This is a genomic window from Kitasatospora kazusensis (genome assembly GCF_039529945.1).
GTDB classification, from domain to species: Bacteria; Actinomycetota; Actinomycetes; order Streptomycetales; family Streptomycetaceae; genus Kitasatospora; species Kitasatospora kazusensis.
In genome coordinates this window covers 24,503-46,768 of sequence record NZ_BAAANT010000028.1, presented here as the reverse complement: position 1 = coordinate 46,768, position 22,266 = coordinate 24,503, and the positions used below count along the sequence as shown (strand labels likewise).

The following is a 22,266-nucleotide window of genomic DNA, read 5'->3' as shown; positions in this document are numbered from 1 at the left end:
GCGGGCGGTCATCGATCCCCGGTACGCGGGCACGGGTGGGCGATGACAAATGTCATCGGGGAACCCGTCGCGGAAACCGTCGCGGAACTCGTCGGCGAACGGAGCGGACCCGGGGAGCGGAACCACGGGAGTGGACCCGGGGAACAGAACGACGAAGGGCCCCCTCGTGAGAGGGAGCCCTTCGTGACTGGAGCGGACGACGAGATTCGAACTCGCGACCCTCACCTTGGCAAGGTGATGCTCTACCAACTGAGCCACGTCCGCATGATCTTCGGTTATGTTGTACCACGAGTGCCGTGAGGCACTGTACTACGAGCGGACGACGAGATTCGAACTCGCGACCCTCACCTTGGCAAGGTGATGCTCTACCAACTGAGCCACGTCCGCACGGTGCCTGACTGCCGCACCGGCCGCCTCTCCGTTCCCCTTGCGGTTCCCGTTGTGGCGACGAGAAATACTCTACCCCATGGATCGGAGTGGTCGCCCCACCCTTTCCGCCGGTGCGGTCCGGGTGGGGCGACAGGCCGTCCGACCAGGTCAGTTGGCGTCCGCGAACGCCTCGTAGACGTGCTTGGGGATGCGGCCGCGGGCGGGCAGCTCCATGCCGTGGGACTGGGCCCAGGCGCGGACGGCTGCCGGGTCCGGGGTGAGAGCGGTGCGGCGGAAGGACTTTCCGCTACGGCTCTGGCGGCGTCCGGCCGCGACGAACGGGGCGAGGGCCTCCCGCAGCTTTTCCGCGTTGTCCAGGGACAGGTCGATCTCGTACGACTTCCCGTCGACGCCGAAGTGGACGGTTTCCGCGGCGGTGCCGCCGTCCAGGTCGTCGGAGAGCGTGACAACTACACGCTGAGCCATGGGTGTCAATCCTCTCGGGCAATTCGGCCTTCGGGTGCGGGGTGCGCTCGCCGGCCCTGTGCACCGGCGGCGAAAGCGCATCCGGGCAGGCGTTGGGCCATGCCGATACGCAGCACTCCTCCGCTGCCGGTCGGCCCTATTCTGCACCAAAAGCGGGTTGAAATCGAAGGGCCTCATGCTTTCTTTTTCCGGATATTCACGATACTTCACCACCCAGGGGGCGGGCAGCTGATTTGGGGATCGGATACCGGTGGTCGATCTGTCCGGTGTGCCGGTATTCGGGTGTTCTCGCTACCGGTCCGGATCCAGGATTAGGACGGGTGCAACCGGGCATGGGCGGGATGTCGGAGATGGGTGGAACCCTTGGTACGTAAGGGGTAATGGTCTACGCGCGTCGCTTCGCCCGGCTCGCAAACTCGCCCGAAAGCCCCGGTACTCTGAAGGTCCCCCGCCTTCACGCACCACACCATCGGGAGTGCCAGTGGCACGCGTCGTAGTCGACGTCATGCTCAAGCCGGAGATCCTCGACCCCCAGGGACAGGCGGTGCAGCGCGCGCTGCCGCGTCTCGGGTTCGCCGGGATCGCCGATGTCCGTCAGGGAAAGCGCTTCGAGCTGGAGCTGGAGGGGCCGGTCGACGACGCCGCCCTCGCCCGCATCCGCGAAGCCGCCGAGACCTTCCTCGCCAACACCGTGATCGAGGACTTCACCGTCCGAGTCGAGGAGGACGGCAAGTGACCACCCGCGTCGGCGTCGTCACTTTCCCCGGCTCACTCGACGACCGGGACGCGCAGCGCGCGGTCCGGCTGGCGGGTGCCGAGCCCGTCGCGCTCTGGCACCGTGACAAGGATCTCCACCAGGTCGACGCCGTCGTCCTGCCGGGTGGATTCTCGTACGGTGACTATCTGCGCTGCGGTGCCATCTCCCGCTTCTCGCCGGTGATGGACACCGTCATCGAGCAGGCCAAGCTGGGAATGCCCGTCCTGGGTATCTGCAACGGCTTCCAGGTGCTCTGCGAATCCCACCTGCTGCCCGGCGCGCTCACCCGCAACGACTCGCTGCACTTCGTCTGCCGCGACCAGAAGCTGCGGATCGAGAACGCCGAGACCCTCTGGACGACCGATTACTCGGCCGGCCAGGAAATCGTCGTCCCGCTGAAGAACGGCGAGGGCCGGTTCGTCGCGGACGCGCACGTCCTCGACGAACTCGAAGCCGAGGGACGGGTGGTGGCGCGCTACCTCGATGTGAACCCGAACGGTTCGTACCGCGACATCGCGGGCATCACCAACGCCGCCGGCAATGTCGTCGGCCTGATGCCGCACCCCGAGCACGCTGTGGAGCCGCTCACCGGTCCGACCACCGAGGGCCTGGGCTTCTTCACCTCCGTACTGAAGCAGCTGGTGAACGCCTGATGACTCTCGACACCGTCAAGAACGCCGAGCAGACCCCGGACTCCGCGCAGCCCTGGGCCGAACTCGGCCTCAAGGAAGACGAGTACGCGAAGATCCGCGAGATCCTCGGCCGCCGCCCCACGGGCGCCGAGCTCGCGATGTACTCGGTCATGTGGTCGGAGCACTGCTCGTACAAGAGCTCCAAGGTGCACCTCAAGCAGTTCGGCGAGAAGGCCCCGGCCAGCGACGCCATGCTCGTCGGCATCGGCGAGAACGCGGGCGTCGTGGACGTCGGCCAGGGTTACGCGGTGACCTTCAAGGTCGAGTCGCACAACCACCCGTCGTACATCGAGCCCTACCAGGGCGCGGCCACCGGCATCGGCGGCATCGTCCGCGACATCCTGGCGATGGGCGCCCGCCCGGTCGCCGTGATGGACCCGCTGCGCTTCGGTGCGGCCGACCACCCCGACACCCGGCGCGTGCTGCCCGGGATCGTCGCGGGCATCGGCGGCTACGGCAACTGCCTGGGCCTGCCGAACATCGGCGGCGAGGTCGTCTTCGACTCCTGCTACCAGGGCAACCCGCTGGTCAACGCGCTCTGCGTGGGCGTGATGAAGCACGAGGACATCCACCTCGCGCAGGCCTCCGGCGCCGGCAACAAGGTCATCCTGTACGGAGCCCGCACCGGCGGCGACGGCATCGGCGGTGTCTCCGTGCTCGCCTCGGAGACCTTCGACGCCACCGGCCCGGCCAAGCGCCCGGCCGTCCAGGTCGGCGACCCCTTCCAGGAGAAGCTCCTCATCGAGTGCACCCTGGAGATCTTCGCCGAGAAGCTGGTGCTCGGCATCCAGGACCTCGGCGGCGCCGGACTCTCCTGCGCCACCAGCGAGTTGGCCTCGGCCGGCTCGGGTGGCATGCGGGTCGAGCTGGACACCGTGCCGCTGCGCGACTCCTCGCTCTCCCCCGAGGAGATCCTGATGAGCGAGTCGCAGGAGCGCATGTGCGCGATCGTCGAGCCCGGCAAGGTCGCCCGCTTCCTGGAGATCTGCGAGAAGTGGGACGTCATCGCCACCGTCATCGGTGAGGTGACCGACGGCGAGCGGCTGGAGATCTTCTGGCACGGCGAGCAGGTCGTCGACGTGCCGCCGCGTTCCGTCGCCCACGACGGCCCGCAGTACAACCGTCCGTACGCCCGCCCGAGCTGGCAGGACGCGCTGCAGGCCGACGCCCCCACGGCGGACCGCCTGAAGCGCCCCTCCACCGGTGAGGAGCTGAAGGCGTCGCTGCTGCAGCTGGTCTCCTCCCCGAACCAGGCCTCCAAGGCGTGGATCACGGACCAGTACGACCGCTACGTCATCGGCAACACCGTGCTGGCGTACCCCGAGGACTCCGGCATGATCCGGATCGACGAGGAGACCAACCTCGGCGTCTCGGTCGCCACCGACGGCAACGGCCGCTACGCCAAGCTGGACCCGTACACCGGTGCCCAGCTGGCCCTGGCGGAGGCGTACCGCAACGTCGCCGCCGGTGGCGCCAAGCCGCTCGCCATCTCGGACTGCCTCAACTTCGGCTCCCCCGAGGACCCGGACGTGATGTGGCAGTTCGCCGAGGCCACCCGTGGTCTGGCCGACGCCTGCCAGATCCTGGGCACCCCGGTGACCGGCGGCAACGTCTCGCTCTACAACCAGACCGGCGACGTCGCCATCCACCCGACCCCCGTGGTCGCGGTGCTCGGCGTCATCGACGACGTGACCCGCCGCACCCCGATCGGCTTCGCCGAGGAGGGTCAGCTGGTCTACCTGCTCGGCGACACCGCCGACGAGCTGGGCGGCTCGGCCTGGACCCAGGTCGCGCACGACCACCTCGGTGGCCTGCCGCCCAAGGTCGACCTGGAGCGCGAGCGGCTGCTCGGCGAGATCCTGATCGCCGCCTCGCGCGACGGCATGATCGACGCCGCGCACGACCTCTCCGACGGCGGCCTGGCCCAGGCCCTGGTGGAGAGCTGCCTCAAGGGCGGCAACGGCGCCCGCCTGATCGTGCCGGAGGGTCTCGACCCGTTCGTCTACCTGTTCTCCGAGTCCGCCGGGCGCGCCATCGTGTCGATCCCGCGCAGCGAGGAGCTCCGGTTCAACGACATGTGCGGCGCGCGTGGCCTGCCGGCCACCCGGATCGGCGTGGTGGACGGCGACGTCCTGGAGGTCCAGGGCCAGTTCACCGTCTCGCTGGCCGAGCTGAAGGACGCCCACACCGGCGTCATCGAGGCTCTGCTCGCCTGATCACCGCAGTCCGAGGGGCGGTCCGCGCACCTGCGCGGGCCGCCCTTCGCGCTGTGCCCTGCCGTCGGACCTCGGCGGTCGGCCTGCCCGACGCCCGTCCGGCCGGACAGGGCATACCCTCCCCCCATGCCACCTGCCACCCGCCGCCCCCGCACCTACGACCCGGCCAGGTCCCGGGCCGCGCTCGCCGCGCAGACCGAGGCGCTGCGGGCCGCCGTCCACCGCCTCTGCGCCGGCCCGGACGCCGAAGCACTGCTCGCCCGGCCGACCAGGCTCGGCGGCTGGAGCGTCCGGGAGCTGGTCGCCCACCTGGCCCTGCAGATCGGCTGGCTGCCCCGCCATCTCGCCGAACCCCTGGCCGGACGGACCGCGTTGAGCCTGTCGCAGTGGGCCACCGGGGTCTCCGAGCTCGCGCCGCTGCTCGCCGACGCGACCCGGGAGCACGCGGCCGCCGCCTTCGAGGGCGCACCGGCCGAGGTGTCCGCCGCGTTCGACGCCGAGGCGGACGCGCTGCTCGCGGCGCTGGCCGGTCCCGAAGTCGCCGACCCCGGGCGGCGGTTCGAGATCCGGCTGGGCTCGATGCTGCTCACCGACTTCCTGCTCACCCGGCTGGTGGAGACCGTGGTGCACGCGGACGACCTGGCGGACGCGCTCGCGCTCGCCGACTTCCCGCACGACCGGCAGGCGCTGGCCGCCGTCACCCGGCTGCTGGCCGATGCCTTCGCCGACCAGGTGCCCGGCGGGGCGGTCGAGTTGCGGATCCCGCCGTTCGCGGTGGTGCAGGCCGTCCCCGGCCCTCGGCACACCCGGGGCACCCCGCCCAACGTGGTCGAGACCGACCCGCTCGGCTGGATTCGGCTCGCCACCGGGCGGACGGCCTGGGCGGCCGCGCTCGACGAGGCGGTGGTCTCCGCTAGCGGGGAGCGCAGCGACCTCTCGGCCTACCTGCCGGTGCTGGCCTGACAGGACCCCGGGCGGGCCCTGGCAGCCCGGGCCCGGCTCTCCGACGCAGCCGCTCAGTAAACTTCTTCACGGTTGGTCAGGGCAGTGCTTGGCAAGGGGGACTGGGATGAGCGAGATACCACCGCTGCGGGCCGGACGCCGACCGGCCGGGGCCGCGCTGCTGGGCTGGCTGGGCGACGACCGTTCGCCGCGGCTGTGCCGGATCTCGGGTTCGCCGGGCTCGGGCAAGAGCCACCTGCTGGACTGGCTGGTCCAGGCCGGCGGCCCGGCAGTGCACGTGGTGCTCCCCGCGCCCGGCATGACCGTCCGGGCCGCGCTGTGGACGCTGGCGCACCGGCTCGGCGTGGCCGCGCGCACCCCGGCCGAGCTGCTGACGGCCATGGCCGAGAGCGGCGGACGTACGGTCATCTGCGTGCCCGGCCTCGACCGGGCCGCCGATCCGGGCCGGCTGGTCGGGGAGCTCCTCAACCCGCTGCTGCGGTTGTCGCAGGTCCGGCTGGTCGTCGAGGCGCCGGACGGCAGCCCGGAGGCGCTCGGCCTGACCGCCGTGCCCGAAGCGGCCGTGCTCGACCTGGACCACCCGCAGTGGACGGACCGGGCCCGCTTCGAGGCCTGGTGCGCCGCCGTGGGTGCGGACGCCGCCGCCTACCCCAGCCCCGGCCGGGCGCTCGGCGTCGCCGGGCGGCCCGAGCCGCGCGGCGTCGCCGAGCTGGCCGCCCTGGTGCCGAGGACCCCCGACGGGACGCCGGACCCGGCGGGCGCGGGCGAGCAGCTGCTCGCCGAGCTCTGGACGGCGACCGGCCGGGAGGGCGGCACCGCGCAGCTGCTGGCCGATCCGACCCTGCTCACGTACGCCGGGCCGGTCGCCGTGACCGCCGCCCTGGAGGGGCAGGCGGGACCGGTCGCCGCCGCCTGGGACGCGGCGGGCCCGGCGCTCGTGGCGGAGCCGGACCCGGCCATCCGGGCCGCCGTGCTGCGGACCAGGCTGATCGGCCTGGACGACGCGGCCGTCGCCCGGCTGGGCACCGTGGCCGCACCCTGGCGGGCGGCCTGGGGGCTCTGGCCGGACTCCTCGGTGGGCTGGCCGGGCCCGGTCGCCGCGCTGGCGGTCGGCGCCGGCCGGTACGCCGGTCAGCTGCTGCTCGCCGACCCCGGCGGCACGATCCGTACCGTCGACGCGGCCACCGGCACCCCGGTGGCGGGGGTCGAGCTGCCGAGCCCCAAGCCGCTGCGCGGCGTGACGGTGACGCAGGACGGTCACCTCGTCCTGCTGGACGCCTGGGGCGGGCTGGAGCTGCTCCCGGCCGAAGGGACGGACGCGGCGCAGGCGCAGACGGCGGCGGCCGCGCTGCAGGGTGCGGCCGGGGCCGACCTGAGTGTGCTGCACGCCGTCGGCGGGCTCCCCGCCGAGGCCCCGGCGGTGGCGGACGAGGCCGGCCGGGTGTACTGGCGGCAGGGCGGCCAGGTGCTGGCCGAGCGGCTGCACCAGGGCCCGGTGACGGCGCTGGGCGGTGCCGTCCGGGGCGGCCGCGCGGTGCTGGCGAGCGGCGGACTGGACGGGGCGGTCCGGCTCTGGAGCCCGGGGGCCGCCCCGGTGGCCGAACCGCTCGACCGACGGGATCCGCTGGTCAGCGCGGTGGCGGCGGCCGAGACCCCGGCCGGACTGCTGGTCGCCGCCGCCTGGGCCGACGGCCTGACCAGGCTCCGCCTGGTGGGCAGCCCGGAGCCGCTGCTCGAACTCCGGCTCGGCACGCAGGTCTGGGCGCTCACGTTGGCGCCGGGCCGGGTGGTGCTCGGGACGGCCGACGGTGTCGCCGCCGTGGACTTCGGAGCCTGAGCACCGCCGCCGAGCGGCTCCGCCGGTGGACGGGTGACCCACCCGACCTGCCGGCTGGGCGGCTACGGCTGCGGCTGCGGCACCGGCGGGCCGCTGATGTAGGTGCCGTCGGCGGTGTACGGCCAGGCGTTGGGCAGGCAGCCGTTCAGCCCGTAGATCTGCTGCATCATCGCGGGCGCCAACTTGCCCGGGCCCGGGCAGCTTTCGTGTCCGTGCCCGATCCGGTGGCCGACCTCGTGGTTGATGATCAGCGCCCGGTAGTCGTCGATGGTGCCGGTGAACTGCGGCGAACCGGTGGTCCAGCGCTTGACGTTGACCATCACCTGCTTCTCGACGTCGCAGTTCACCTCGCCGCCGGTCTTCAGCCCGGCGGCGCCGCAGATCAGGTCGACCGTCGCGGGGGAGGCGATTCGGACGGTGAAGTCGTACGTGCCGTCGGCGACCAGCTGGAACCCGTCCGTGCCGTCGGTCGTCCAACTGCGCTTGTCGGCAAGGATGGTGCGGATCTGCGCGGCGGCGACCTGCGGGTCGACGCCGATGCCCTTCTCCGTCTCCACCCGGTAGCGGCGGATGTTGCCCTGCCCGACGGCGGGCCCGTTGGCGGCGGCGGTGACGAAGTTGGCCTCCAGCAGTGGCGGTATCGCCCGGGCCTGCACGGTACGCCGGGCGGGCGGCCGGGCGTCGCCGGTCAGCAGGACCGCCCCGGCGCCGGCCAGCACTGCCGCGCCGGCCAGGGCGGCCCCCAGGCCGAGCCGCCGCTGCGAGCGGGTGCGCGGGCGGGTGCGGTGCTCGGCACTGCTGCCGGCCGGGGAGTCCTCGGCCTGGGGGGTTGCTCGCACCACGGATGCTCTCTGGTAGCCCGACAGAAGTGACGAGGTCTCAACTCGGCGACCCCGTCGATCCACCTTTGCACGGGAGTGCCCGGGGTGTCTACATACCCGGTATGCAATTTCGCTCGCTCATCACCTGGTGGCAGACTGCACGGTATGACCAACTACAAGAACCTGCTCGGCGGCCCGGAGCCGACCCTGTTGCCGGAGGAAGAGCAGCCGTACCGGATGCTCGGGGAGGAGTCGGCCTCGCCCACCCAGGTGGCCGCCGCGTTCCCGACCTTCTCGCTGGCCTGGGCGATGCTGGCGGACGACGCCTTCGACGCCGGTCGGGTGGTCGAGTCGTACGCCTACGCGCGCACCGGCTACCACCGGGGCCTGGACGCGCTGCGCCGCAGCGGCTGGAAGGGCCACGGCCCGGTGCCGTGGGACCACCGTGCCAACCGGGGCTTCCTCCGCTGCCTGGCCGGGCTGGCCCGCGCCGCCGCCGCGATCGAGGAGACCGAGGAGGCCGAGCGCTGCTGGGAGTTCCTGAAGGACAGCAGCCCCGAGGCCTACGCCGAGCTCAAGCAGTAGCTCGTCGGGCCTGTCGTGCCGCCGTGCACGTCATGCCCGCAGTACCCACGGCACCCGACAGCGAGCCCCCGGCAACCGCCGGGGGCTCGCTGTCGTACGGCGCCGCTCGTAGGCCCCGCCGATCCGTGCGCGGCCGGCCCGACGGCGGGGCCGGTCGCACGCGGCGGGTGCCGTCCGGGCAGGTGCTACTTGATGCGGGTGCCGGCCGAACGCAGGCTCTTGGTGGCCTCGACGACGCGGGCGGCCATGCCGGCCTCGGCCAGCTTGCCCCAGGTGCGGGGGTCGTAGGTGTTCTTCTTGCCGACCTCGCCGTCGACCTTCAGCACACCGTCGTAGTTGCGGAACATGTGGTCCGCGACCGGGCGGGTGAAGGCGTACTGGGTGTCGGTGTCGAGGTTCATCTTCACGACGCCGTTCTCCAGCGCGGTGGCGATCTCCTCGGCCGAGGAGCCCGAGCCGCCGTGGAAGACGAAGTCGAACGGGTCCGTCTTGCCGTACTGCTTGCCGATCGAGTCCTGCAGCTCGCGCAGCAGCTCCGGCTTCAGCACGACGTTGCCCGGCTTGTAGACGCCGTGCACGTTGCCGAACGAGGCGGCCAGCAGGTAGCGGCCCTTCTCGCCCAGGCCCAGCGCCTCGGCGGTGCGCACGACGTCGTTGACGGTGGTGTAGAGCTCGTCGTTGATCTCGTGCGAGACGCCGTCCTCCTCGCCGCCGGTCGGGGTGATCTCGACCTCAAGGATGATCTTGGCGGCGGCGGCCTGGGCCAGCAGCTCCTGCGCGATCGACAGGTTGTCGTTCAGGGTCTCGGCCGAGCCGTCCCACATGTGCGACTGGAACAGCGGGTTCCGGCCGTTGGCCACGCGCTCGGCGGAGATCGCCAGCAGCGGGCGGACGTAGCCGTCCAGCTTGTCCTTGGGGCAGTGGTCGGTGTGCAGCGCGACGGTGATGTCGTACTTCGCGGCCACGATGTGCGCGAACTCGGCCAGCGCGACGGCGCCGGTCACCATGTCCTTGTTGTGCTGGCCGCCGAGGAACTCCGCGCCACCGGTGGAGATCTGGATGATGCCGTCGCTCTCCGCCTCGGCGAAGCCGCGCAGGGCCGCGTGCAGGGTCTGCGTCGAGGTGACGTTGATGGCCGGGTAGGCGAACTTGCCCGCCTTGGCCCGGTCGAGCATCTCGTTGTAGACCTCGGGAGTTGCGATGGGCATGCGAATCCGCTCCTGTCGGTGTGCGGCGCACGGACGACCTGTCCGACGCTCGGTACGCCTTCGGTACGTGAGTTGAGTACCGCGTTGCAGTAGGTATCCGGTGGCCGGCGCAACACTGCGGTTCGGCTCTGGGGTACCGGGGTTCGAGGCTTCCGCCGCGGTTGGACAGATGAGGGTGTTCTGCGACCACGGACCGGACGCCGGTGCCATCCTCCCAGACGTGTCACCCGAGGTCACCCCACGCCCCGCCCCTTGAGACGGATGACCTCCGGCCCGGGGGAGCCGGGCCCGGCGGGGCCCGGACGGTGCGACGCCGCCCACCGCCCGTCGGACGGTCCTGAGGCTCCGGACAGGTCAGAGCGCTATCCTGCGCCCGTGGACTACAACCAACTCGCCGTCAATGTGCTCGACGCCAAGGCGCTGATCTCGTCGGTCGGCGCCATCGGGCTGCTGGCGATCATCTTCGCCGAGACCGGCCTGCTGATCGGCTTCTTCTTCCCCGGTGACTCGCTGCTCATCCTCGCGGGCGTGGGGGCGTCGAGTGCGGCCTCCTCGGTGCTCGGGGCGGGCGCCAAGCTGCCGATCGCGGTGCTGCTGATCGGTGCCCCGCTGTGCGCGGTCGCGGGAGCCCAGCTCGGGCACCTGCTCGGCGCCAAGGTCGGGCCGCGGCTCTTCGACAAGCCGGACTCGAAGATCTTCCGTCGCCAGTACGTGGTGAAGGCCGAGGAGTACTTCGAGAAGTTCGGGCCGGCCAAGGCCGTGGTGATGGCCCGGTTCATCCCGGTCGTCCGGACCTTCCTCAACCCGGTGGCGGGGACGCTGGAGATGCCCGCCCGGACCTTCTTCGTCTGGAACGTCGTCGGCGGCGTGCTGTGGACCGAGACGATGCTGCTGATCGGCTACTTCGCCGGTGCCGGGCTCGCCCCGGTGATCGACAAGTACCTGATCCCGGCGATGCTGCTGATCATCCTGGTCTCGATCTCGCCGATCCTGGTCGAGGTGCTGCGCGAGCGCAAGAAGAAGAAGGCCGCCGGGCCGGTCGGCTCGGAGGAGTCCGCCGACCCGGTCGCGGGCGGCCGGCACCGCCGGGGCTGAGCCCGGCACGAACGACGCGAACGACGCGAACGACGCGAACGGCACGAACGGCACGAACGGCCGACGGCCGGTGTTTCACGTGAAACAACGTGAGACACCGGCCGTCGGCCGTACCCGGCCCGAGCCTCAGGCGAGGTCGAGGTCCTCCAGGGAGTACGCCGAGTAGTACGTCAGGCCGGCCTTCTCGATCGCCGGGGCGGCGCCGCGCTCCACGATCACCGCGACGCCGACCACCTCGGCGCCCGCCTCGCGCAGGGCCTCGACGGCCGTCAGCGGCGAACCGCCGGTGGTGGAGACGTCCTCGACGACCAGCACCCGGCGGCCCTTCACGTCCGGGCCCTCGATCCGGCGCTGCATCCCGTGCGCCTTGCCGGTCTTGCGGACGACGAAGGCGTCCAGCTCGCGGCCGCGCGCGGCGGCCGCGTGCAGCATCGAGGTGGCCACCGGGTCGGCGCCGAGGGTCAGCCCGCCGACGGCGTCGTAGTCGAGGTCCGCGGTGGCGTCCAGCATGACCCGGCCGACCAGCGGAGCGGCCTGGGCGTCCAGCGTGATGCGGCGCAGGTCGATGTAGTAGTCGGCCTCCAGCCCGGAGGAGAGGGTGACCTTGCCGTGCACGACGGCCTTGTCCTTGATCTGCGCCAGCAGGGCGTCGCGGTCGTTGCTCATGAGCGTTAAGTCTAGGCCCACCCGTCGGCACCTGATCAGCCACGGACAGGGGCGCGTGGCTGATCAGGTGCCGACGGGCGGGAACGCCTAGCGGCGGCGCAACGCGCGGACCAGGACCACCGCACCGCCCAGCAGGGCGACTCCGCCGCCGATCACCCAGGGCATCGCGCTGCGGTCGCCCAGCGGGCCGCCGGCCACCGGACCGGCCTCGGGCCCGCCCCAGCGGGTCGCGGCGCGGGCCCGGGCGCTCCGGGCGGGCAGGGCCGGGGCGTACCGCCCGCGCGGCGGGGCGTGGTCGACCTCCTCCGCCGAGCGGCCCACGATGCTGCGGCGGACCGGCCCCTCCGCCTGATCGCCGGCCGACGGGTCCGGCCGCAGGCCGAAGCCGAGGTCGCCCGGGGAGTCCGGGATGCCCGGCACCTCGGACAGCTCGGGGAAACCGGTCAGTTCGGGCAGGTCGGCGTCCGCCCGGCCCCCGGGCAGGTCGTCGTCCGAGAACGCGATCAGGTCGTCCAGGTCCTCGTCCAGGTCACCGCCGAAGTTCGCGGCGGCGTGGTCCTCCAGGTAGACCACCGTCGCGGGCGGCTGCTCGCCGCCGTCCGCCTCGGTGGCCAGTGCGGCGGCGAACCGGTCGAGCAGGCGCCGCCCGGCCGTGGCCAGGGTGGCGGCGTCGAAGTCGGTCAGCCGGCCGGACGCACTCAGGTCGCAGGTGAACCGGAGGGCCGAAGCGCCCTCCTCCTCGGTGGGGGCCAGCGAGATCCGGACGGTCGCCGTCGCCTCGCCGCTGCCACGCGCCTCCTCGCCCTCGGCGAAGGCGGTCAGCACGCCCTCCCGGCCCGGGATCAGCGAGAGCAGCCCCCGGTAGGTGATGGTGGAGGTACCGATCCGCACCCGCAGCCGACCGGTGGTCTCCTGACCGTCGTCGGTGACGGAATCGGTGCTCAGCCCGGGTACACAGCGTGCCAGCAGGGCCGGATCCTGCAGGGCCTGCTGGACGACGGCGGCCGGCAGCGGGACGACAACCTCATGCTCCATGTCTGCGAGCCTACCCACCCGTCTCCCCGGTACGGAGTGTTGCCGTCAGGTTGAGCGTTCACATCCCGGTTCGCTTAGACCGACCGGCGCACCGGGACGCCCTTCCCAGGCCCTCAACCCAGCAGGGTGTGCGGCGCGGGCAGCTCGGCCGGGCGCCGGGCGGCCAGGAGTCCGGCCGACGCGCGCAGCCCGTCGACGGTCACGGAGCGTGGCGGCGGGGTGTCGGCGGCCAGGCCGAGTTCCGGCTGCTCCCGGCCGGCCAGGACGAAGCTCTGGACGGTCTCCGGGCTGCGCGGACAGTGCCGGGGGCCGGTCGCCGCCTCGTACGGGACGGTCAGCAGTCCGGCCGCCCGCAGCCCCGCCTCGGCCGACCAGAGGCCCGGCCCGACCGGCCCGGCCCGGACGGCGAGCCGCCCGTGCGGCAGCAGGCGGTGGGCGGCGAGCCCGTAGAACTCCTGGGACCCGTACGTGGCGCCGCGTCCCTCGCCCGGGCCCGGCAGGTCCGAGACGATCACGTCGAAGCCGGCCGGCCCGGTCGGCTCCGCCGGGTCCGCCGGCTCCCCAGGGTCCGCAGGTCCGGCCGGTCCGTCCGGGGCCGTCGTCTGGGCCGGGCCGGTGCCGCGCAGCCACTCCAGCGGTTCCCCGGTGACCAGCCGGACCCGGGGGTCGTCGAAGGCGTGTTCGCTGAGCGCCGCGAGCGCGGGGTCGTCGCGGACGAGTGCGGGGAGCGCCGGGTCGGGCTCGACCACCAGCACCGAGCGCACCGACGGGTGCCGCAGCACCTCACGCAGTGCGAGCCCGTCCCCGCCCAGCACCAGCACCCGGCCGGTCGGGCCCGAGGCCAGCGCGGGGTGGACCAGGGCCTCGTGGTCGCGGTACTCGTCCGGTCCGCAGACGGTCAGCCGGCCGTCCTGGAAGAGTTCGAGCGGCGCTTCGGGCTCCGGCGTGGCGAGCGTGGCCCTGGTCCGCTGCGGTGGCACCCGGGGGGTCCGGCCGGCCTCCGGCAGCGGGCCGGCCAGCACGATCTCCTGCTGCCGGGTCTGGGTCGCGAACCGGACCTGCGCGCCGTACAGCGCCTGCCGGGCGGCGCGTTCGATCGCGCCGGTGAAGGCGGCGGCCACCGCCAGGGCGACCAGCACCAGCCCGCAGCCCGTCCAGAGCAGCAGCCGGGCGCGCGGGGGCGGCTCGTCGCGGAACAGCCAGAGCACCACGGCCGCCCCCGCCACCGCGTTCACCGCGCCGGTCAGCAGGGAGCCGGTGGCCTGGCCGAAGGCGGGCAGCAGCAGGAAGGGGAAGGCCAGGCCGCCGATCAGCGCGCCCACGTAGTCGGCGGCGAACAGGTCGGCGGCGGCGCGGCCGGCGTCCTCCCGGCGGATCCGTTGGATGAGCGTCATCAGCAGCGGGATCTCGGCGCCGATCAGGGTGCCGATGGCGAAGGTCAGTCCGACCAGCCCGGCGGTGGTGGCCCGGTAGCGGTCCAGCCAGGCCCAACAGGAGTACAGCGCCAGTACCGAGACGCCGCCGACCAGGGCGAGGGCGCACTCGACCAGCGCGAAGGAGGTGGCCGGCCGGCGGGTGAGCCGCTTGGCGAGCAGCGAGCCGACCCCCATCGCGAACACCATGACGGAGAGCACGACGGAGGTCTGGGTCATCGAGTCGCCGAGCAAGTAGCCGCCCAGGGCTACCAGTTCGAGTTCGTACACCAGGCCGCAGGCCGCACAGACGAACGCGGCGAGCAGGACCAGCGGACGCGCCGCCCGGGGGTACATCCGCCGTCGGCGACCCGCGCGGGGCCCGGTGCCGGCCGGGCTCCCCGTCGGAGTTCCGCCCGAGCTGTCGCCCGGAGCGCTGGTCAGGGAGCTGGTCAGGGGGCCGGTCAGGGGGCCGGTCAGGGCGCCGGCCGGTGCGGCGCCGCCGGTCCGGGGGGCCCGTTCTCCGGTCTTCCCGGGCGTGGCGGGGTCTTCGGCGTCGACGCCCGGCTGGGCGGGTGGACCCTCCCCGGGACTCCGGCCGGGTGGACCCTCCCCCAGCCTCCGGCTGGGGGGACCCCCAGGATGGTTGATCATGAACAAACGCTAGGCGACGTGAGCGGTCGATAGCTGCACCCATACGACGGACAGTGCCCCGCGACGGGTTGACGCTTCATCAGCACGAGTTACCGGCCGGGTTCCCCGGTGTCGCCCGGACCGCCGCGCACCACGAGTGAGGACCGGGTGCACACCAACCGCCCCTCCTGCGGGTAGGCGTGCCAGGTGCGCCACAGCACCCGGTTCCGGTCGCCGTGGGCCACCAGCGCGGTGAAGGCGCTCGGATCGCCCGGGAAGACGCCGGCCAGCGCGTGCGGGTGCCCTGCCACCAGGGTCAGCAGCTCCTGGGCGCGGGCGGCGAAGCTGTGCGCCGGCAACTCCTCGATCCGGGCGGCGAACTCGTACTCCCAGCCCGCGACCTGCTTGGCGACCCGGGCGGGCAGCGGGGTCTGCCGGCCCGGCAGACAGGCGACCGTCTCCAGGCAGCTGCCCGGCCCGGCCGCCAGGATGACCTGGTGCGAGGCGCCGAGCAGGCGCAGTTGCAGCGTCCCGGTCGTCCGGGGCGCGTCCGGGTCGCCGGGCTCGGCGAGGCGGTCGTGGGTGGCGAGGCGGTCCGGGAGGGTCGGGGCGCCGGGGGCGGCCTCGGGACCGGTGGGGTCCCCCAGGCCGAGGCTCCCGAGGCTGAGGTTGTCGAGTCTCAGATTGCGCACCGCGAGCGCGGGCAGCGGGTCGCCGCCCAGGCACCACGCCAGGTCACCGGCGCGGGTGTCCGTGTAGGAGGTCTGCAGTGTGGTGAGCATGCTGGCTCCGCGTTTCAGCTCCGTACGCGCCGCCGTGCAGCATCCGACTCGGCCGATAGCGAGGCTGTTCGAGGCTGTGCGGTCCCTGGCGCGGCCGACCGTGGAAGGAAGGATTCCGGCTGGAGATTCAGCAGCAGAGAAGCACGAATTCTCCGGGTCCGTCAGGGATTTACCCATCTTTGCCAAGCATTCACCGGTCTGGGCGCAGCCGTCGCCAGGGTGTGATCGAGCCGGTGAATGACTCTGTCCACTGTGCGCCCTCCATACCCGAGTGTGCGCCGTGCGAGCCGCGAGTGCGCCGTCCCGGCGGCAGCCCCCCGCCCGGGCTGCCCGATCCGGGAACCGGCGGCTAGCTTGGAGCACGGATGGAAGGCCGGGAATCGCCGGGTCCTTCGAATTCCGGGGCGGAAGGCGGGGCGGGCAGTGGAGATACGGCAGTTGCAGTACTTCGTCATGGTGGCGGAGGAACTGCACTTCGGCCGTGCGGCCGAACGGCTGCACATCGTCCAGTCCACCGTCAGCCAGCAGGTGCGGCGGCTGGAGCGCGATCTCGGCGTCAATCTGTTCGACCGCACCAGCCGGACGGTCGCGCTCTCGGCGGCCGGGCGGCGGCTGCTGCCCCGCGCCCGTGCGGTACTGGCCGCGGGTGATGCCCTGGCCGCGGAGGCGCGCACGCTGGCCGCTCCGCTCGGCGACACCCTGCTGCTGGGTACCGGCAGCGGTCTGGGCAGCCGGCTGGACGTCTTCCTGGACGCGGTGGCGGGCCACGGGCCGGATCTGAAGGTCCGGTTCCGCAGCCTCGAACGCGAGCAGCGGGTCGAGCAGGTCCGCACCGGGGAGCTCGACGGTGCGTTCCTGCGGGGCGTCACCACCGTGCCCGGCCTGCGGCTGCTACGGCTCTGGGAGGACCGGCTGGTGGCCGCGCTGCCCGCCGCGCACCGGCTCGCCGAGCTGCCCGCCGTCCCGTTGGGCCGACTGGGTGACCTGCCGCTGCGGATCGTCCCGCGTGAGCGCAACCCGATGCTCTACGACCTCATCGTCGGGGCCTGCGCCGAAGCCGGCTTCCGGCCGATCCTCGGGCAGCCCTTCACCACCCGGAACGACACCCTGGTGGAGCTGGCGACGGGGGAGGGGGCGTGGACCGTCCTCTACGCGGCCAACGCCGCCACCGTGGTGACCCGGCGGATCGTCCTGCGGGAGTTCGCCGGGCCCGGCCTCGGGGTCCCCGTCCGGCTGGCCGTCCGGCCGGACGCCCGGCCGGAGCGGCTCGGCCCGCTGGTCGCGGCCTGCCGGACGGCCTGCGTCCAGCTCGCCGGTGCACCGGCCTGACCGGCTCCGGGGCCGCCGTACTCCTCCGGCCTGCGGACGCGGTCGGCCCGGATCGATCGACGCCGTCGATCGGTGCGAGTCCGGACCGCTCCTTGATGCTCCTGCCGTCCGCTGATGAAGTGGGCACATGCCGGGCAGGGCGAACGCCCGGAAGCCGGCCCAGCGCGCTCCGCCGCTTGTCGGACAGCACTTGTGACACATCGTCAGGAGATGATCAGCATGCCGCTCATCCAGGTGGTACAGACGCCGGGCAAGACCGCCGAGCAGAAGCGGGAGCTCGTCCGCGAGCTGACCGAGGCCTTCGTGCGGTCCACCGGCGCCAAGCCGGAGTCAGTCTGGGTCACCGTCAACGAGGTCGCCGCCGACAGCTGGTCCGTCGCCGGCGAGACGCTGGCGGACCGCGCCGCCAAGGCCTGAACCCGGCCGGAGGGCGCCCGGCCGCGGCGGCGTCCGCCACGCGTCCGCCGGACGGCGACGGTCGGCACACAGGGGGGCCGACCGCCGCCGCGCCCGCGGGTCAGAGCCTGCGCACGCGGGTGACGGCTTCCTGCAGGACGGCGTCCGTCTTGCAGAAGGCGAAGCGGACCAGGCTCCGCCCGGCGTCGGTGTTGTCGTAGAAGACGACGTTCGGGATGGCGACGACGCCGCAGCGCCCGGGGAGGCTGCGGCAGAACTCCAGGCCGTCCTTCTCGCCCAGCGGGGTGATGTCGGTGGTGATGAAGTAGGTGCCCTCGGGCCGGAAGACCTGGAAGCCGGCCTCGGCGAGCCCGTCCGCGAGCAGGTCGCGCTTGCGGCGCAGGTCGTCGCGCAGGTTCTCGAAGTACGTGCCGGGCAGCCGCAGGGCGTCGGCCACGGCGTACTGGAACGGTCCGGCGCTGACGTAGGTGAGGTACTGCTTCGCGGTGCGGACGGCCGCGACCAGGGCCGGGGCGGCCGTCACCCAGCCGACCTTCCAGCCGGTGAAGGAGAAGGTCTTGCCGGCCGAGGAGATCGAGACCGTCCGCTCGCGCATGCCGGGCAGGGCGGCGATCGGGTGGTGGCGGCCGTTGAACACCAGGTGCTCGTAGACCTCGTCGGCCACGACCAGCAGGTCGTGCTCGACGGCGAGTTCGGCGATGGCGGCCAGTTCCTCGGGGGTGAGGACGGTGCCGGTCGGGTTGTGCGGAGTGTTGACCAGCAGCAGCCGGGTGCGCGGGGTGATCAGCGAGCGCAGCTCGTCCAGGTCGGGACGGAAGGACGGCGCGCGCAGCGTCAGCGGTACGCGGGTGGCGCCCGCCATCGCGATGCAGGCGGCGTAGGAGTCGTAGAACGGCTCGAAGGCGATCACCTCGTCGCCGGGCTCCAGCAGGGCGAGCAGGGCGGCGGCGATCGCCTCGGTGGCGCCGGCGGTGACCAGGACCTCGGTGTCGGGGTCGTAGGCCAGGCCGTGGAACCGCTGCTGGTGCTCGGCGACGGCCTGCCGCAGCTCGGGGATGCCGGGGCCGGGCGGGTACTGGTTGCCCCGGCCGCTGAGCACCGCGTCGGCGGCGGCCCGGGCGATCTCCTGCGGCCCGTCGGTGTCCGGGAAGCCCTGCCCCAGGTTGATCGACCCGGTGGCGGTGGCCAGCGCCGACATCTCCGCGAAGATCGTCGTACCGTGCCCCGCCAGTCGGCGGTTCAGCAGCGGCCTCGTACCCATAGTGGCTCCTCGCGGCTCGTAGTCAGGGTCATCCTCCAGGGTCCGAGGGCAGACGCCAAGACCCGCCACGAGCGGTGGGTGTCAGTGCGGGAGGCCCCGGAGGGCGGCGGCGAGGTCGCTGCCGGACCGGCGCACCGTGCGCAGGAAGTCGTCGTTGCCGACCGCGGTGAGCGTGGCGGAAGCGTGGCCGGGCCCGCCCCCGGAGTGCGCAGGGCGGGCCCGGTCGTACTGCGGGGAGGGTCAGCCCTCGTCGGGGGTCTCGCCCTCGGGCTCGCCGGGCTCGCCCTCGATCTCCTTCTGGAGGCCGAGGCGCTCGACGATCCACTGCTCGAACCCGACCGCGGCCTGGGTCCAGTTGGCGGTGGTGGTGACGAAGTAGTCGAGGTTGACGCCCGTCCCGACGATCATCTGGGACTCGCCGATCAGGCGGACCACGCCGTCCTCGTGCGTGTGGGTGTAGACCTTCGGCCAGAGGGTCTCGCGGTTCCACTCGTCGAGCAGGTCGAGGATCTCGTGCTTGTCCTCGATCGGGTAGGCGCGGTCGTAGAAGGCGCGGACCGCGAAGAGCTCCTTCTGCTCGCCGCGGAACATGTAGTAGACGCGGAAGCCGTCCCAGGGGGCGGTGAGGTCGCCCTCGTCGTCCACCAGGTGCTTCAGCTGCATCTGGTCGAGCAGCTGGCCGACCAGGGCCTGGTCCGGTACCACCACGGGCGGCGGGCCGGCCGGACCGCCACCGGGCTGGCCGCCCTGCGGGGGCTGCGGCGAGCCGAAGGAGGGGATGGACGACGGGTCGATGCTCATGGGAGGTCCTTCTGATTCTCAGTGCACAAGGGTGGCTGGGACTGAGGGGCCGCCCTTCCAGGTCTCCATCCTGCCTCATCCGGAGCCCGGCTCACAGGGCCGCCCCTACCGCAGGGCGGTCTATTTGATCAGCGAGGTCGCCGCCCCCGAGCGGACGGTCAGCCGGTCGGCCTCCTCGTCCCGCTCGACGACCACGGTGTCCCCGTCGTGGACGCCGCCGGAGAGGATCGCCCGCGCCAGCTGGTCCCCGATCGCGGACTGCACCAGCCGCCGCAGCGGCCGGGCCCCGTACGCCGGGTCGTAGCCCGTCAGCGCCAGCCAGTCGCGGGCCGCCGGAGTGACGTCCAGGGTGAGCCGGCGGTCGCGCAGCCGCTCCGCCAGCCGGGCGATCTGGAGGTCGACGATCCGGCTCAGCTCGGCGGTGCCGAGCGGCTCGAAGACCACGATGTCGTCGAGGCGGTTGAGGAACTCGGGCTTGAAGGAGCTGCGCACCGTCTCCAGCACTAGGTCCTTCTTCCGCTCCGCCGAGGTCGACGGGTCGATCAGGTAGTGCGAGCCGAGGTTGGAGGTGAGGATCAGGATCGCGTTGCGGAAGTCGACCGTCCGGCCCTGGCCGTCGGTGAGCCGGCCGTCGTCCAGCACCTGGAGCAGCACGTCGAAGACCTCGGGGTGGGCCTTCTCCACCTCGTCCAGCAGCACCACGCTGTACGGACGGCGCCGGACGGCCTCGGTGAGCTGCCCGCCCTCCTCGTAGCCGACGTACCCGGGCGGGGCGCCGACCAGGCGCGAGACGGAGTGCTTCTCGCCGTACTCGCTCATGTCGATCCGGACCATGGCCCGCTCGTCGTCGAAGAGGAAGTCGGCCAGCGCCTTGGCGAGTTCGGTCTTGCCGACGCCCGTCGGGCCGAGGAAGAGGAACGAGCCGGTCGGGCGGTCCGGGTCGGCGATGCCGGAGCGGGTACGGCGCACCGCGTCCGAGACGGCCTGCACGGCCTCGGTCTGGCCGATCAGGCGGCGCCCGAGCTCCTCCTCCATCCGCAGCAGCTTGGCGCTCTCGCCCTCCAGCAGCCGCCCGGCCGGGATGCCCGTCCAGGAGGCCACCACGTCGGCGATGTCGTCCGGGCCGACCTCCTCCTTGACCATCGACTCGCTCGCGTCCTCGTCCGCCGCGCGCTCCTGCGCCTCGGCCAACTCCCGCTCGGCGGCCGGGATCTCGGCGTACATCAGCTTCGACGCGCGCTCGAAGTCGCCGTCCCGCTGGGCGCGTTCGAGCGCGCCGTGCAGCTCGTCCAGACGCTCCTTGAGCTCGCCGACCCGGTTGAGGCTCTTCTTCTCCTGCTCCCAGCGGGCGTTCAGGCCGTTCAGCTGCTCCTGCTTGTCGGCCAGATCGCGGCGGAGCTTGGCGAGGCGGTCGACCGAGGCCGGGTCGGACTCCTTCTCCAGGGCCAGCTCCTCCATCCGCAGCCGGTCGACCACGCGCTGGAGCTGGTCGATCTCGACCGGGGAGGAGTCGATCTCCATCCGCAGCCGGGAGGCCGACTCGTCGACCAGGTCGATCGCCTTGTCGGGCAGGAAGCGCGCGGTGATGTAGCGGTTGGAGAGGGTGGCGGCGGCGACCAGGGCGGCGTCCGAGATCTGCACCTTGTGGTGCGCCTCGTACCGGCCCTTGAGGCCGCGCAGGATGGCGATGGTGTCCTCGACGCTCGGCTCGCCCACCAGCACCTGCTGGAAGCGGCGCTCCAGCGCCGGGTCCTTCTCGATCCGCTCGCGGTACTCGTCCAGCGTGGTGGCGCCGACCATCCGCAGCTCGCCGCGGGCCAGCATCGGCTTGAGCATGTTGCCCGCGTCCATCGCGGAGTCGCCGCCGGCGCCCGCGCCGACCATGGTGTGCAGCTCGTCGATGAAGGTGATGACCTGGCCGTCGCTGGACTTGATGTCGTTCAGCACGGCCTTCAGCCGCTCCTCGAACTCACCCCGGAACTTCGCCCCCGCGACCATCGCGCTGAGGTCGAGCGAGACCAGCCGCTTGCCGCGCAGCGAGGTCGGCACGTCACCGGCGACGATGCGCTGGGCCAGGCCCTCGACCACGGCCGTCTTGCCGACGCCCGGGTCGCCGATCAGCACCGGGTTGTTCTTCGTCCGGCGGGAGAGCACCTGGACGACCCGGCGGATCTCCTGGTCCCGCCCGATCACCGGGTCGAGCTTGCCGTCGCGGGCGGCCTGGGTCAGGTCGGTGCCGTACTTCTCCAGCGCCTTGTAGGTGCCCTCGGGGTCGGCGGAGGTGACCTTCGCGCTGCCGCGGACGTCCTTGAAGGCGGCCAGCAGCGCCTTGGGGGTGGCGCCGTGGCGGGCGAGCAGCTCGGCCACCGGGCCGCCCTCGGCGGCCAGGCCGACCAGCAGGTGCTCGGTGGAGAGGTACTGGTCGTCCAGGTCGTCGGCGCGCCTGCCCGCCTCGGCCAGCACGGCCATGGTGTCGCGGGCGAGCTGCGGCGCGGCGACCGTCGAGCCCTGGGCGCTCGGCAGGCCGGCCAGCTGCTGCCGGGCGGCGGCGGTGACGGCGGCGACGTCCGCGCCGACCGCTTCGAGCAGCGGGCGGGCGATCCCCTCCGGCTGCTCCAGCAGGGCCAGCAGGATGTGCACCGGCTTGACGTCCGGGTTTCCTGCGGCGCTGGCCTGCCGGATCGCGGCGGACAGGGCGTCCTGCGTCTTGCTGGTGAACTTTCCGGCATCCACTGCTGTCGTGCCCCTCTCTCGGGGAGTTGGAGACTTCGGGTCTCGGCGGGTCGGAGACTGCGGTCTCGGGGAATCGGAGACTCCCGGTCGCGGGGAGTCAGAGGCTTCGGGGACCCACGGGGATCCCACCTGCTCCTACCAGTATGCAGTAAGTTGAGCGTGATCGGC

The 22,266-nt window shown here is 72.7% G+C and carries 19 protein-coding genes and 2 tRNA genes; 9 read left to right on the top strand and 12 right to left on the bottom strand.

Annotated elements, in window-relative coordinates; translation table 11 throughout:
* Positions 1–188 precede the first annotated feature (188 nt).
* From ABD330_RS21980 to ABD330_RS21970, 3 genes are all read right to left on the bottom strand, one after another.
* Positions 189–264, bottom strand: a tRNA-Gly gene (locus tag ABD330_RS21980).
* Positions 265–314: 50 nt separating this feature from the next.
* Positions 315–387, bottom strand: a tRNA-Gly gene (locus tag ABD330_RS21975).
* 150 nt (positions 388–537) lie between these two features.
* The gene (locus tag ABD330_RS21970; protein WP_104817179.1) at positions 538–855 is read right to left on the bottom strand and encodes a histone-like nucleoid-structuring protein Lsr2; all 318 of its coding nucleotides are present in this window, start codon (positions 853–855) and stop codon (positions 538–540) included.
* Positions 856–1,336: 481 nt separating this feature from the next.
* Between ABD330_RS21970 and purS the strand changes: the two genes are divergently transcribed.
* The 5 genes from purS to ABD330_RS21945 all read left to right on the top strand — a co-directional run bounded on the left by purS (position 1,337) and on the right by ABD330_RS21945 (position 7,320).
* A complete protein-coding gene (purS, locus tag ABD330_RS21965; protein ID WP_253802672.1) occupies positions 1,337–1,591 on the top strand; it encodes a phosphoribosylformylglycinamidine synthase subunit PurS in 255 nt (84 codons plus the stop codon).
* Positions 1,588–2,265, top strand: a complete 678-nt coding sequence (gene purQ, locus ABD330_RS21960; protein WP_344467637.1) for a phosphoribosylformylglycinamidine synthase subunit PurQ — start codon at positions 1,588–1,590, stop codon at positions 2,263–2,265. Before purS ends, purQ begins: the two co-directional genes overlap by 4 nt.
* Positions 2,265–4,520, top strand: a complete 2,256-nt coding sequence (gene purL / locus ABD330_RS21955; protein WP_344467636.1) for a phosphoribosylformylglycinamidine synthase subunit PurL — start codon at positions 2,265–2,267, stop codon at positions 4,518–4,520. Before purQ ends, purL begins: the two co-directional genes overlap by 1 nt.
* A gap of 126 nt (positions 4,521–4,646) precedes the next feature.
* Positions 4,647–5,483 carry a sterol carrier family protein gene (locus ABD330_RS21950; RefSeq protein WP_344467635.1) on the top strand — a complete coding sequence of 279 codons (837 nt, stop codon included), beginning with the start codon at positions 4,647–4,649 and terminating at the stop codon, positions 5,481–5,483.
* 106 nt (positions 5,484–5,589) lie between these two features.
* Positions 5,590–7,320 (top strand): hypothetical protein, encoded by a 1,731-nt coding sequence (locus ABD330_RS21945; RefSeq protein ID WP_344467634.1) that lies wholly within the window; start codon positions 5,590–5,592, stop codon positions 7,318–7,320.
* A gap of 62 nt (positions 7,321–7,382) precedes the next feature.
* Here the strand turns inward: ABD330_RS21945 and ABD330_RS21940 are convergent, their stop codons facing one another.
* A complete protein-coding gene (locus ABD330_RS21940; RefSeq protein ID WP_425555605.1) occupies positions 7,383–8,162 on the bottom strand; it encodes a DUF3152 domain-containing protein in 780 nt (259 codons plus the stop codon).
* A 144-nt stretch (positions 8,163–8,306) separates the two neighbouring features.
* Between ABD330_RS21940 and ABD330_RS21935 the strand changes: the two genes are divergently transcribed.
* Positions 8,307–8,726, top strand: coding sequence for a DUF3151 domain-containing protein (locus tag ABD330_RS21935; protein ID WP_344467632.1), 420 nt, complete (start codon positions 8,307–8,309; stop codon positions 8,724–8,726).
* 185 nt (positions 8,727–8,911) lie between these two features.
* Here ABD330_RS21935 and fbaA read toward each other — a convergent pair whose 3' ends face one another.
* Positions 8,912–10,144 (bottom strand): class II fructose-bisphosphate aldolase, encoded by a 1,233-nt coding sequence (fbaA, locus tag ABD330_RS21930; protein ID WP_344467631.1) that lies wholly within the window; start codon positions 10,142–10,144, stop codon positions 8,912–8,914.
* A gap of 165 nt (positions 10,145–10,309) precedes the next feature.
* Here fbaA and ABD330_RS21925 point away from each other — a divergent pair, with 165 nt between their 5' ends.
* The gene (locus ABD330_RS21925; RefSeq protein ID WP_344467630.1) at positions 10,310–11,029 is read left to right on the top strand and encodes a DedA family protein; all 720 of its coding nucleotides are present in this window, start codon (positions 10,310–10,312) and stop codon (positions 11,027–11,029) included.
* A gap of 126 nt (positions 11,030–11,155) precedes the next feature.
* Here the strand turns inward: ABD330_RS21925 and pyrE are convergent, their stop codons facing one another.
* From pyrE to ABD330_RS21905, 4 genes are all read right to left on the bottom strand, one after another.
* A complete protein-coding gene (pyrE, locus tag ABD330_RS21920; protein ID WP_344467629.1) occupies positions 11,156–11,695 on the bottom strand; it encodes an orotate phosphoribosyltransferase in 540 nt (179 codons plus the stop codon).
* A gap of 87 nt (positions 11,696–11,782) precedes the next feature.
* The gene (locus ABD330_RS21915; protein WP_344467628.1) at positions 11,783–12,730 is read right to left on the bottom strand and encodes an SRPBCC domain-containing protein; all 948 of its coding nucleotides are present in this window, start codon (positions 12,728–12,730) and stop codon (positions 11,783–11,785) included.
* A 113-nt stretch (positions 12,731–12,843) separates the two neighbouring features.
* Positions 12,844–14,499, bottom strand: a complete 1,656-nt coding sequence (locus ABD330_RS21910) for a spermine/spermidine synthase domain-containing protein (RefSeq protein WP_344467627.1) — start codon at positions 14,497–14,499, stop codon at positions 12,844–12,846.
* Between the two features lie 386 nt (positions 14,500–14,885).
* Entirely contained in the window at positions 14,886–15,557 is a 672-nt protein-coding gene (locus ABD330_RS21905) for a DUF2617 family protein (protein WP_344467626.1), read from the bottom strand.
* 423 nt (positions 15,558–15,980) lie between these two features.
* On the opposite strand from ABD330_RS21905, the gene ABD330_RS21900 reads away from it, so the two are divergent.
* Both ABD330_RS21900 and ABD330_RS21895 read left to right on the top strand, forming a co-directional pair.
* Positions 15,981–16,886, top strand: a complete 906-nt coding sequence (locus ABD330_RS21900; RefSeq protein WP_344467625.1) for a LysR family transcriptional regulator — start codon at positions 15,981–15,983, stop codon at positions 16,884–16,886.
* A 210-nt stretch (positions 16,887–17,096) separates the two neighbouring features.
* A complete protein-coding gene (locus tag ABD330_RS21895) occupies positions 17,097–17,303 on the top strand; it encodes a tautomerase family protein (RefSeq protein WP_344467624.1) in 207 nt (68 codons plus the stop codon).
* A gap of 100 nt (positions 17,304–17,403) precedes the next feature.
* Here the strand turns inward: ABD330_RS21895 and ABD330_RS21890 are convergent, their stop codons facing one another.
* The 3 genes from ABD330_RS21890 to clpB all read right to left on the bottom strand — a co-directional run bounded on the left by ABD330_RS21890 (position 17,404) and on the right by clpB (position 22,098).
* Positions 17,404–18,564, bottom strand: a complete 1,161-nt coding sequence (locus ABD330_RS21890) for a pyridoxal phosphate-dependent aminotransferase (protein ID WP_344467623.1) — start codon at positions 18,562–18,564, stop codon at positions 17,404–17,406.
* Positions 18,565–18,804: 240 nt separating this feature from the next.
* A complete protein-coding gene (locus ABD330_RS21885; RefSeq protein WP_344467622.1) occupies positions 18,805–19,365 on the bottom strand; it encodes a type III secretion system chaperone family protein in 561 nt (186 codons plus the stop codon).
* 120 nt (positions 19,366–19,485) lie between these two features.
* On the bottom strand, positions 19,486–22,098 hold the full coding sequence (clpB, locus tag ABD330_RS21880; RefSeq protein WP_344467621.1) for an ATP-dependent chaperone ClpB: 2,613 nt from the start codon (positions 22,096–22,098) through the stop codon (positions 19,486–19,488).
* Positions 22,099–22,266 lie beyond the last annotated feature (168 nt).

Coding starts and splice junctions, on each gene's coding strand:
- ABD330_RS21970 (WP_104817179.1), bottom strand. CDS start 855: ATGGCTCAGCGTGTAGTTGTCACGCTCTCCGACGACCTGGACGGCGGC.
- purL (WP_344467636.1), top strand. CDS start 2,265: ATGACTCTCGACACCGTCAAGAACGCCGAGCAGACCCCGGACTCCGCG.
- ABD330_RS21950 (WP_344467635.1), top strand. CDS start 4,647: ATGCCACCTGCCACCCGCCGCCCCCGCACCTACGACCCGGCCAGGTCC.
- ABD330_RS21945 (WP_344467634.1), top strand. CDS start 5,590: ATGAGCGAGATACCACCGCTGCGGGCCGGACGCCGACCGGCCGGGGCC.
- ABD330_RS21935 (WP_344467632.1), top strand. CDS start 8,307: ATGACCAACTACAAGAACCTGCTCGGCGGCCCGGAGCCGACCCTGTTG.
- fbaA (WP_344467631.1), bottom strand. CDS start 10,144: ATGGCACCGGCGTCCGGTCCGTGGTCGCAGAACACCCTCATCTGTCCA.
- pyrE (WP_344467629.1), bottom strand. CDS start 11,695: ATGAGCAACGACCGCGACGCCCTGCTGGCGCAGATCAAGGACAAGGCC.
- ABD330_RS21915 (WP_344467628.1), bottom strand. CDS start 12,730: ATGGAGCATGAGGTTGTCGTCCCGCTGCCGGCCGCCGTCGTCCAGCAG.
- ABD330_RS21910 (WP_344467627.1), bottom strand. CDS start 14,499: ATGTACCCCCGGGCGGCGCGTCCGCTGGTCCTGCTCGCCGCGTTCGTC.
- ABD330_RS21905 (WP_344467626.1), bottom strand. CDS start 15,557: ATGCTCACCACACTGCAGACCTCCTACACGGACACCCGCGCCGGTGAC.
- ABD330_RS21895 (WP_344467624.1), top strand. CDS start 17,097: ATGATCAGCATGCCGCTCATCCAGGTGGTACAGACGCCGGGCAAGACC.
- ABD330_RS21890 (WP_344467623.1), bottom strand. CDS start 18,564: ATGGGTACGAGGCCGCTGCTGAACCGCCGACTGGCGGGGCACGGTACG.
- ABD330_RS21885 (WP_344467622.1), bottom strand. CDS start 19,365: ATGAGCATCGACCCGTCGTCCATCCCCTCCTTCGGCTCGCCGCAGCCC.